At 68.2% G+C, this 9,848-nt stretch carries 8 protein-coding genes and 3 pseudogenes; 3 read left to right on the forward strand and 8 right to left on the reverse strand.

Going from position 1 to position 9,848, the window contains the following annotated elements:
* Nucleotides 1–174: 174 nt before the first annotated feature.
* The 5 genes and pseudogenes from ACRWNP_RS36400 to ACRWNP_RS36420 form a co-directional block, all read right to left on the reverse strand.
* On the reverse strand, nucleotides 175–555 hold the full coding sequence (locus ACRWNP_RS36400) for a hypothetical protein (protein WP_431969190.1): 381 nt from the start codon (nucleotides 553–555) through the stop codon (nucleotides 175–177).
* A gap of 230 nt (nucleotides 556–785) precedes the next feature.
* Nucleotides 786–1,007, reverse strand: a pseudogene (locus tag ACRWNP_RS36405) (alginate lyase family protein); the annotation flags it as partial.
* Nucleotides 1,008–1,717: 710 nt separating this feature from the next.
* Nucleotides 1,718–1,933: pseudogene (locus ACRWNP_RS36410) on the reverse strand (zinc ribbon domain-containing protein); the annotation flags it as partial.
* A gap of 139 nt (nucleotides 1,934–2,072) precedes the next feature.
* Entirely contained in the window at nucleotides 2,073–2,471 is a 399-nt protein-coding gene (locus tag ACRWNP_RS36415) for a PIN domain-containing protein (RefSeq protein WP_431969192.1), read from the reverse strand.
* Complete coding sequence (locus ACRWNP_RS36420) at nucleotides 2,459–2,710, reverse strand: type II toxin-antitoxin system Phd/YefM family antitoxin (RefSeq protein WP_027731192.1); 252 nt, start codon at nucleotides 2,708–2,710, stop codon at nucleotides 2,459–2,461. The genes ACRWNP_RS36415 and ACRWNP_RS36420 overlap by 13 nt, the downstream gene beginning before the upstream one ends.
* A gap of 569 nt (nucleotides 2,711–3,279) precedes the next feature.
* On the opposite strand from ACRWNP_RS36420, the gene ACRWNP_RS36425 reads away from it, so the two are divergent.
* Together ACRWNP_RS36425 and ACRWNP_RS36430 are read left to right on the forward strand one after the other, a co-directional pair.
* Nucleotides 3,280–3,567 (forward strand): hypothetical protein, encoded by a 288-nt coding sequence (locus tag ACRWNP_RS36425; protein ID WP_431969194.1) that lies wholly within the window; start codon nucleotides 3,280–3,282, stop codon nucleotides 3,565–3,567.
* Nucleotides 3,567–3,947: a PIN domain-containing protein gene (locus tag ACRWNP_RS36430; protein WP_431969196.1), complete on the forward strand. Its 381-nt coding sequence runs from the start codon at nucleotides 3,567–3,569 to the stop codon at nucleotides 3,945–3,947. Before ACRWNP_RS36425 ends, ACRWNP_RS36430 begins: the two co-directional genes overlap by 1 nt.
* Before the next feature lie 1,244 nt (nucleotides 3,948–5,191).
* Here the strand turns inward: ACRWNP_RS36430 and ACRWNP_RS36435 are convergent.
* Both ACRWNP_RS36435 and ACRWNP_RS36440 read right to left on the reverse strand, forming a co-directional pair.
* Nucleotides 5,192–6,767, reverse strand: a pseudogene (locus ACRWNP_RS36435) (site-specific integrase).
* Nucleotides 6,768–6,796: 29 nt separating this feature from the next.
* Nucleotides 6,797–7,411, reverse strand: coding sequence for a helix-turn-helix domain-containing protein (locus tag ACRWNP_RS36440; RefSeq protein WP_431969198.1), 615 nt, complete (start codon nucleotides 7,409–7,411; stop codon nucleotides 6,797–6,799).
* Between the two features lie 102 nt (nucleotides 7,412–7,513).
* Between ACRWNP_RS36440 and ACRWNP_RS36445 the strand changes: the two genes are divergently transcribed.
* Complete coding sequence (locus ACRWNP_RS36445) at nucleotides 7,514–7,750, forward strand: helix-turn-helix domain-containing protein (protein ID WP_431969200.1); 237 nt, start codon at nucleotides 7,514–7,516, stop codon at nucleotides 7,748–7,750.
* 723 nt (nucleotides 7,751–8,473) lie between these two features.
* Here the strand turns inward: ACRWNP_RS36445 and ACRWNP_RS36450 are convergent.
* Nucleotides 8,474–9,848 (reverse strand): RHS repeat-associated core domain-containing protein (locus ACRWNP_RS36450; RefSeq protein ID WP_431969202.1); only part of this gene is annotated, 1,375 nt, incomplete at its 5' end.

Below are 9,848 nucleotides of genomic sequence, written 5' to 3' on the forward strand. Positions count from 1 at the left end.
AAGAGCCGACCCCCGCAGCTGAGCCGCCCGATCGTCCCCGCGGTGGACGAAGGCGCGCACGGGGAAGCCGCGCTCCCTCAGCGACTCGACGGCCGTGTGCCCGGCCGCCCCCACGCTCCCGGCGGCACCGGTCACGAGGATCACCGGGCCGTCGGGCATCGTCCGGCCCTTCCTTCAGGACGGCGACGTCACGCAGGTCCGCGGTGCGCCGCCCGCCTCCAGGCAGGAGACGACCGGCTTCAGCGCCTCCATCAACTGCTGGTGCGTCATCGCTGGATGTGCCTCCAGCCACTGCGTGGCGAGGGCGGCGAAGGCCTGCACATGGGGATCGGCGGCGATGTCCGGATGGGCCTGCAGGAAGGACCGCAGCGCCTCCTGGACATCCGCGGCGGTCCATCCGGAGTCGCCCGGCAGGCAGCGCGACAGGGAACCGTCCTGCCGGTCCCCGCCGTGGCAGCCGTCGTCGGCGACGGCCGTGGCGGTGCCGCCGAGGGCCAGGGCCCCGGCCGCGAGGGCGGCGATCGTTCCTGCGGCGAGCTTCTTCGCGAGAGCCATGGGATCCACCTCGGGTCGGTGGTCGGAATCGGCCTGCGCCGGCGCTCCCGAGGCACCGGGCACACGACGGTGCCTACGAGGGAGCGCGGATCACCGGCCCCTGGGAAGGGGCGGGATGGCCGGGGTCCTGGCACCCGGATCGCGGTGCCGGACCGTCATCGACATTCCCCAGCACATCACAGTCACCCGGATGGCGCATCCGGAGGAACCCGGGTCCCGGCCGTCCCCGTTCAGCCCGTGACGCCGTCCAGTTGCTCCGGGGCGGGCCGCAGCGCCCACAGGTCGCCACCCGGCGGCGCTGCCAGGTCCGCGAGCGCGGCGCCAGCCCGCCGGTCGCCGTGGCCGGCGGTGGCGGCAGGCACGACATGGGAGGCGTGCACGACGTCGGAGGCGGTGTGGGCGTGGAAGTGCAGCTCGGGGTGGGGCCACGGCTCCGCACCGGTGGCGGCCGGGCCCTGCCCCAGCCACGCGTCGGCCTGGACGACGAGGTCCCGCAGGGCGCGGCGGGCCCGCGGATCGCCGGCGCGGAGCCGGGCCTTCACCCGCACCAGATCCTTCCCGTCGAGGACGACCGTCCGCGGCGTCGCGGTGGACCCGGCGGCCGCGCCGTGGTGCGCGTCCGGCCGGAGCGCTGCCGGGCGGCGGAGGCCAGCGGGACGAGGACTGAGCACCCCATCGAGCAGGGGGACTTACGGCGCATCAGCGATGACGGGCGGCCCCGAGCGAGGGGATGCTGAACGCCGGGTGGCCGCCGTCCTCAGAGCCAAGTGCGTCGGGAGCTTGCGCCGGATCTCGACCGCCACCTGCCACACGAGCAGCGTGCATTCACGCTGTCTCACTTCGTGGGGTGATGCGGACGGCTGCCGAAGCGGCGGGCCAGGCTTGCGCGACAGCATCCAGCCAAAGCGACTGACATGATCGCCCGCACACCAGGGCCACATGGACACGACCTGCATGTGACTCCCCGGCAGCGGACGCTGCCCGGTGAACGTCGTCGCCTACCCGATCGACCCATCGGTCCGCCCCCCTTGATGCGTCGGCGCCAGCGCCGTAGCAGGCATCCTGCAGACCGCGGTCTCACCCACACCGCCGCCTCCGCCTCAACGCGCGCACCACTGAGTAACGGTGTTGACTTCCTCACCCTCCTGAAGGAGGGGGATTCCTACGGCTCGCGCCGTAGGGGTTTCTGCTTCATCGCCGGCTGCCCGCCCGGAGTGCTCCGTTGAGGTCTTACACCAGCTCCACAGACAGACGCCGTCAGCCCGACGGCCAGGATGTTCTTCGCCGCGTTCACGTCCCGGTCATGGGTCGTCCCGCAGCCGCACGTCCAGGTGCGAACCTTCAGCGGCATCGTGTCCCGCAAGGTGCCGCAGGCGGAGCGCTGAAGCCAGGGGTATCCACGAAGGAGAGCCCCGATGAAAAAGAAAACCCGCGTGCCACGCCACAACTCCCGCCACTGAGTGGGCAGCCGGCGGCTGAGGCAGGCGCACTTGCCAACGGCTGATCGCCCGGGCCCGTCACAACCTACGTACACGAACACCAGGAAGGTCGTCGAAGCACGCTCGCTTGTCGTAGGTGACTACTGCGCGTGCGGTGGTCAGGGCGGTTGCCGCGATGATCAGGTCGTGGGCTCCTCTGGGCCGGCCGGCCCTGCGGACGTGGGCGAGCAGTCGCGCATGAGCCCGCGCGATGTCCACGGTGTACTCCTCGACCGGAACCGTTGCGAGGATGGCGTCAACGAATGACTGGCGGGCAAGCCGGTTGGTGTCGTCGGCCAGTTCGACGCCCTGGAGCAACTTCGCGGCCGTGATGGCGGCGATCACCGGGTCGTCATCGTCCGCGAGCACATCGTCAAGGACGACTTTCCGGCGCTCAACCGCGATCAACACGCCGGTGTCCAGGATCAGTCGTTCCACGGATCGTCCAGCGTCAGCAGATCACGGGTGGCCATCACATCGCCCTCGAAGGCGTCGTCGAGGGTGTCGACGTAGGGCAGGAGAGCATCCTTGACCGCACGGCCCGTGGCTTTGGGCGCCGGGCCGAGCACGGCCAGGCGTTTCCCCCCGCGGGTGATCACGATGGTTTCGCCGCGTTCCGCGCTGTCCAGCACGGAGGCGAAGTTCCGTGATGCTTCGGTAGCGGTCATCGTCTTCATGACCTCATACTCTCAGAGAATCTGATACCCGATAAGGCGGAGGCCGAGCCTCTGATGACCTCCCGCTGCTCGACGTTCGACCTCTCTGGCCGAACACGTCCTGAGAGCGGTGCCCGGCAGGCGGACAGTGACAGCACAGGCGGTCAGGCAGCCCTCTTCCTGCGGGTCCGCTCCATTTCCTCACGCCCCCCTGCACGCCCCCTGGATCTTGTTTCGGCTTCGCTGCGTCACCTCCAGCAGCCGAGCTTGTTCCTATATCGCCGCAAGTCAGAGTCCTGCCATGGACGCCCAGATTCCCGCCGCGACACCTCAGCCCGGATCCACCGCGCGACCTCTGATCCTTGGTGTCCGGCGGTTTCAGGGTGGATCTTCGGGATGCGGGCAGCACGGGGTCTCGGCCGGCCGTCCGGTGCGGGGTCTCCGAGGTCTTTTGGGTCGAGGGCGGGCGGGTGGGGCGGGGCTCGTTGGCCAGGTGAGCATGCGCTGTCCTGCGGCGGTCCACAGGTCGGCCTTGGCGAGAGAGGGAAAAACGGTAGGAACGCGTTCCTACCAAGCGCTATCGTGGAGCCATGCCTGCACGGAAGCTGTCGATCTCGGTGCCGCCCGAGGTCGAGGAGACGATCAAGGCGGCGGCGGCGGAAGAGGGCAAGCCGGTCTCCGCGTGGCTGGCCGAGGCCGCCGTCGAGAAGGCCCGCATCGCCGCCCTTCACGCGGCGGGCCGCGCCGCTGCCCGCGAGCTTGTGGCCGAGTACGAGAGCGAGCACGGCAAGCTGCCGGAGGAGTCCCGGCAGCGCGCCCGCGAGTTCCTGCTGGAAGCCGGGCTACTCGATGACGAGCCGTGGCGGGCGGCCGGGTAGTGCGCACGATCGTCTACGACACCGGCGCTCTTCTGGCCGCCGAACGGCGCAACCCGGACTTCCTCGCCCTGCACGACGAGCTGACCGCCGCCCGCATTCGGCCGATTATGCCGGTGGTGGTTCTCGCTCAGGCATGGCGCGGCGGACCGCAGCACCAGATCTCGCGTGTGCTCAAGGGCTGCGACATCCGCCCCGACGATGAGCGCACCGGTCGCGCCGCCGGTGTTGCCTGCGCGGCCTCCGGGACCGCGGACGTCGTCGACGCGATCGTCGTCGCCACCGCCGTCCAGTACCAGGCCGCAGTGGTCACCAGCGATCCTGAGGATCTCAACCACCTTGCCGACTCCATCGGCGTCAAGCTGCGGCTCTTTGCCGTCTGACAGCCCACGCCGGTCACGTGACCACGCGGGTGTCGGCTCGATCTTGGGCCGGTGGCGCGCCGGGTTGGGGTCGGGCGCGGGCCGGGGGCCGTACGCTGGCCCGGCGAACGGGGCAGGCACTTGACCTGCCCGCGGTTGTGCCCCGTGGCCCCCTAGCCGTACCCGACGCAGGCCCCGGCCCGGGTAGGTGGGTCAAGATCGCGTCGGCGCCCGCCCCAGCACACCGCCTACCGGGCCCCGACCGCCCAGGTCCTGCGCGTTGACCGTGGCCCCGGTGACCGTTCTCCCCGCGTCGACCGCGCCGGTCGTGGCACTCCGCTGGCCGGTCTGGCGGAGCCGTACGGCCGAGGCGACACCGGTGTGGCCCTGCGCATGACTCCAGGCGTGCCGGGTGATCGTGCGTCAGCCTGTTTGCTGACGGTCGCTGGTCTTCCCGGGTTGCTGTTTCTGCGCGGCCAGGGGCCGGGCTTGGTAGCGAGGCGACGCCGTAGCGGCGGGCCCGCGGCCCGGCCGGCGGCTGGGCCGACAAAAGGGCCTTCGGCTGACCACAATCGCGCGGGGAATGCCGGAGAACCGCAGGTAGGGGCGGGAACCCGACCGAACGCCGCGTGGCCCCGACCGGGACAAAGGCCCTGGTCGGGGCCACGATGGCCGACGAGCCTGACAAACCGCGCACTTCAGTTGAGCACCGGCTGAGCTACGGCCATGAAGCGAAGGGGCACAGACAACTGCCTGGGCCGACCCCTGCCTTGCGGATAGCCGATCCCGGGCCCAAGGCCGGGGACAGGCGGATGCGGGCCGCATCGCCGCCGTAGGTCTGGCAACTTCGCTGCCGGCCACCCGTCCGTTCCCCAACGAACCGTACTGACGCTTGGGCGAGCATCGGACGGGCAGATGATCTTGACGGCCCCTCCGGGTGACCCGGAGGGGCTTCGTTCGTTATCCCGCTGCAGGTCCTGAGCCTGCGGGCCACGGCCTTTGGTGGGGCGGGTGGGACTCGAACCCACGACCGACGGATATGAGTCCGCCGTACCGTCGCTCCGCCTCATATCAGCCTGTGCCGCCTCGTACGCGGACTGCCAGTCCGTGCAGGTCAGCAACCCTTCCGGCATCTGCCCGCTCGAACCGTCGTGACGGCTAGTACGCCCTGTGTCAGCAAGTTCCGCTGCGTTCGGGCGAGCAAGGGGCGAGCAGAAAGGCCCCGCCACCAGGAGTGACGAGACCCCGTCCGCATGCCCCACCGCCTACTCCGCGACGGGCACAGCGTCACCACGGCGAGCACGCGGCACCAGCGCCGCGGCCTTCTCGGCGATGGCCCTGTCCACCTCGTCCAGGAGCGACGTGTACGTGTCCGAGGCGAGCTGGATCGTAGTGCCGCAGCGTCTCCTTGATCGCGTGGAGATCTCCGCCGCCGGCGTGGATGAGCGTCGCCGCGCAGTGGCGCAGGTCGCGGAGATTGATCGGCGGGAGATCGCCGCGCCGACAGATCCGTCGGAACTCCTCGCTGACCTTCTCCGGGTGCAGCCATGTCCCGTCCCGCTCGACGAACACTTTCCCGGTGTCCGTCCAATCCGCAGCATCCCTGCCCTCGGCGCGCTCGTCGGCCGCGTGCCGATTCCACGCTTTGCGCTCCGCCTGCTGCCGCGCGCGATGCTCGCGCAGCACGCCCACGTTCACGGAGTCCAGTGCGATCGTCGCCGCGCTGCCGTCGGTCTTCGGGGCGTCCTCGAAGACCTCCCAGTTGTCGACGATGATCTCCTTGGCGATCGTGATGGAACCGCGCTCGAGGTCGACGTTCCTCCAGTCCTGGCCGACGCCCTCGCCGCGACGCAGGCCGCGGAACGCGATCAGGTGGAAGAACGCATACAGCCGGCTGTCCTCGGCGGTGTCGAGGAATGCGCCGATCTGTTCCGGCGTCCAGACCATGACGCCGCTTGGCCGCTCGCCTGTCTGGCGCCAGTGCTCCACGTGCTGCTCTGTCCACAGCACTGCCTTTGGCCGCTTTCCGCTGTCGAGTTCCACCCACTGGGCCGGGTTGAACGTGATGAGCTGACGGCGGATCGCGCCGTTGAGTGCGGCGCGCAGTGTCGCGCGGATGCGTTGCTTCGTGGCAGGCCCCGTGATGAGCCTGTACGGCGGCATCGCCGCCAACTTCTCGCGCTCGGCCATCAGGCGCGCGGACTCTGCAGCCGACGGCCTGCCGTTGCGGCCCCACTTGCATCGCGCCTCCTGTTCGCGGCGCGCAGCGTTCTCGGCGGCGGCGACCTCGTTCTGCTCGTCGATCGCGTTGAAGAACGCTTGCACATGGCCGACATTCAGCCTGTCCAGGCGGTAGTGCCCCAGCTTCGGCTTGAGGTGCACGCGGATGTGTGACTCGTAGCCGCTCGTCGTCGTTCGCTTCGTCTTCCTCGACTCCACCCACTGATCGAGCCAGTCGCCGACCGTCATCGCGTTGTCCATCGGCACACCGCCGGCGAGGCGGCGCCGGACCTCTGCGGCCTCCGGCACTGGCTCGCGCTCGCGCATCACCGCTGCGAGGAGACCGCCAATCCGGAGCGCTGCATCTTCGTCGTCCTCGGCCATGTCCAGGACGGCGCGCAGCTTGTCGAACTCAGACTGGGCGTCCTTGACCGAGGCGTAGCCGGTACGACGGAACGACCGCCGGGCCCCGTCCTTATCGGGCGGCAACTCTTGGCGAAGCTGGTAGCTGCCGTGGGCACGCTTCGCCATCTGCGGACACTTCGCGCCAAGCCGTTTGCCGTCCTCGTCGCGGCATTCGCACCGCCTGGTGATGCCGCCAGCACGCCGCGCTCCGGCCATGTGATCTCCTACGTCCGGGGGTCGTGCGCCTACTGGGCCGGTGTGCCGTCGCCGCCTGGCGGCAGGGATCTGTCCAGGCCCGCCAACGGCGGCAGCCGCAGGCCTCGGCGGGTGATCTCGTCGCGCAGCTCGTGCAGCTGCACCGTCAGTTCCCGGGCGACGTCTCGGGCCGCCTCGGCCTCAGGGCCGTCGGGCTCTCCGTGCCACCGATACTCGGAGATGGCCTGCTCCCAGATGCCCTTGTAGAGGGAGCGGATGCGGGACTCCAGATCGCGGTGCCGGCGCAGCAGCTCCAACGCCGACCCAGACACAGCCGTCGTGCCGTTCCACCAGTCCAGAGCCGCCAGGGGCGCGGCACTCTCGCCAGGCAGGTGCTCGACCCGGTCGGCGTAGCCGACGGGGAAGACGAGGGCGGCCGGGGGCACGCCGAGAGCGGCGGCCAGGATTATCACCTCGGCGACTGTGACGTTGCCGCGCCTGCCGTTCTCGATGTTGGAGATCACGGTCCGGGCCATCGGCGCCCCGCGCTTCTCGCACTCGTCGGCGAGCTGCTGCGCGCTCATGCCTTGCTCGGTGCGGTGGCGGCGGACCTCTTGGGCGATCGTTCTGCTGACCTGTGACGGCCAGTCCTGCGAGTGCTCCATGATGACCCAAAGTACGCGCTTAATTGCGCTGCGCCAACCCATGTCATACTGTGCGCACTGAGAACCCAATCCGCCCAATTCGTCACAAGGAGTTGCGCCGAAATGACCCACTCGGTGACCACAGGTGACGTTCTCGCTCTTCCGCCGACGACGGACCTCGAGACCGCCGCCGCCGCCGCCGCGTTCGGCATCGGCCGCACCACGGCGTATGACCTCGCACGCAAGGGCGAGTTCCCCTGCAAGGTCATCCGTGCGGGCCGCCGCATGCGCGTCGTCACCGCCGATCTGGTGCGCGTCCTCGGACTGGACGCGGCAGCCCCGGTCGCGTCCCAGAGTTAAAGCGGCCCGCCCCTGGAACGTCGCGGGCCCGGCAGCCACACGGCCGCCGGGCCCGTTGCATGCTGACGCTCAAGTGTCGAGGGCGGAGCGGGGTGGAGGCGGTAGCCACCCAGCAGTACAAGCCTTTGACCTTGGTGTATCCGTGCTCGGCGCCCTGCTTGCTGGCCCCGTAGACCTGCTTCACCTTCGAATCGACGATAGAGCCCACTACTGCACCGTCCGAGAATCGGGTAACCATCGACATAGAGCTCGACACTTCCCTGAATTCTCCGATCCCGAGAGAAACTAATCCCACAGGTTTCAACCGGTACAAGTTCTCCCATCAGTCGGGCCCAGTGCTTGCCCACAACCTGCGAACACCGAAACGGCCCGCAAGAAGAACCGACGGACCGTCACGAAACATCGAGGCCAGATGCGGCTGGCGCCGCCACTTCGGCACCAGCCGCTACCATCATGAGCTATTCCTCTTCATCAGCAAATACTCGGCACGCCCCTTTACGAATCGAGGTTCGCCGGTTTCCCTATCCACAAGGATGGGAAAATTCCCTCCAAGCCGGATCGGTTTACCGTCTCTCCCCACGTTCCCAGGAGGATAGATGAAAGTAAAGTAGCCGGGCAGTCCGAGCGATTCCGCTTCTCGAACGACACACCCCCACCTTTCCCATTCGGGAATGTTTTGCCTCCCAAAATTCTCGGCAATTACCCGAGCTTCACCTATCGAAATCATTTCTTCCCGCCTCCCGTGTACATGAAGTCCATGTATTCCCATTCAGTGTCGGCATAGCCTCCAGCTTGACCGTCAAGGAATTTTACACGACCGTCATGATTTACGGCATTGAAGAAGTGACCAGCCACAATTTCGCCACTACCTTCAGTGTCGAACGCGTAGACAATTCCGCGCGCCCCGTTGCCTCGCCTCAGAAGCTCCCCTGCGATACCATCCGGACCGGCTGCCGGCTTGAAGGTGGCACCATAAAGAGCCTCGAGTTCTGATGCGTCGGTGATGTCACCAGAATCAGCCACCGCCTCGATGCCTTGCAGCCTCAGGTCTGTAGCTCTCGCACACTTCGCACAATTTGTCATGGACCCTGAGGGGTTTACGCCTTTAAGAGAGCCGCCAGGACGGGCCAACGTTCGGGCACCGCCGGGACCCTTAGCAGCAGTCTTGCTCGCGGCCCTGGCCGCCAAAGTTTCTTCTGTGCGACCCACCGCGCGGGAAAGAAGCGCCGCTTCCTTTGCGGGGCCGCCAGCAGAATAGAGCGCACCGGACTCGTAGCAATCAGCTTCATCGTGGGTAACAACGCAGTTGACGTACTGGGGTACACCGGTGAGACGACCGATAGCGGTTCCGAGCCTTACCGACCTTTCAACTACCTTTTCGGCGAAGTCTCCCGTGCACGACTCGCCCCCAGTGGTGGACGAGCAATCCTCAGCTCTACTGAGATCTACAGCTGGGGGACTCCAGTTGCTTAGGCATCCTCCGCATCCGTCATTGCTAGTAAAGACAACAACGTTACCCAGACCGCCGCGCCTACCGGCTTGACGCCCCTTGTGCTTACCTTCGTCTTCGAGGCGCGCGCTGGACCCGTCGTTCATGTAGGCGCAGGAGCCGCCCCCGCATCCGTAGTCCATGCCGGTGGGGTCGGTGAGGGTGACGGGGTTGTTGGCGCTGTAGGCGTAGCCGTTGAGGCTGAGGGGTCGGGCGATGTCGAGGATGGGGTCTGCGGAGATGAAGCGGCCGGTGTCGGGATCGTATTCGCGGGCGCCGAGGTGGGTGAGGCCGGTGGTGGTGTCGTCGGTGCCGCCGAGGTAGCCGCGGTGGGAGCGCCAGTTGCTGTCTTCGGTACGGGGAACGCCGAAGGGGTCGGTCTTTTGGCGTTTGATGGCCTGCCCGGTGGCGAGTGCGATGGTGGCGGTGGCGGTGCCGTGGTGGTCGGTGACCATCGCGGTCAGCGCGGGGTCGCCGGTGCCGCGGGTGATGGCGCGCATCACGGTGGGTGCGCCGGCCTGGCTGTAGTAGCGCTGGCAGGAGGCGACGGCACCGGTGGTGTCGGTGGTCAGTTCGGTGTCGGGCAGGTAGAGGGTGTGGGTGCTGGCG

Source organism: Actinacidiphila sp. bgisy160 (assembly GCF_965342435.1).
In the GTDB taxonomy this organism is placed as follows: domain Bacteria; phylum Actinomycetota; class Actinomycetes; order Streptomycetales; family Streptomycetaceae; genus Actinacidiphila.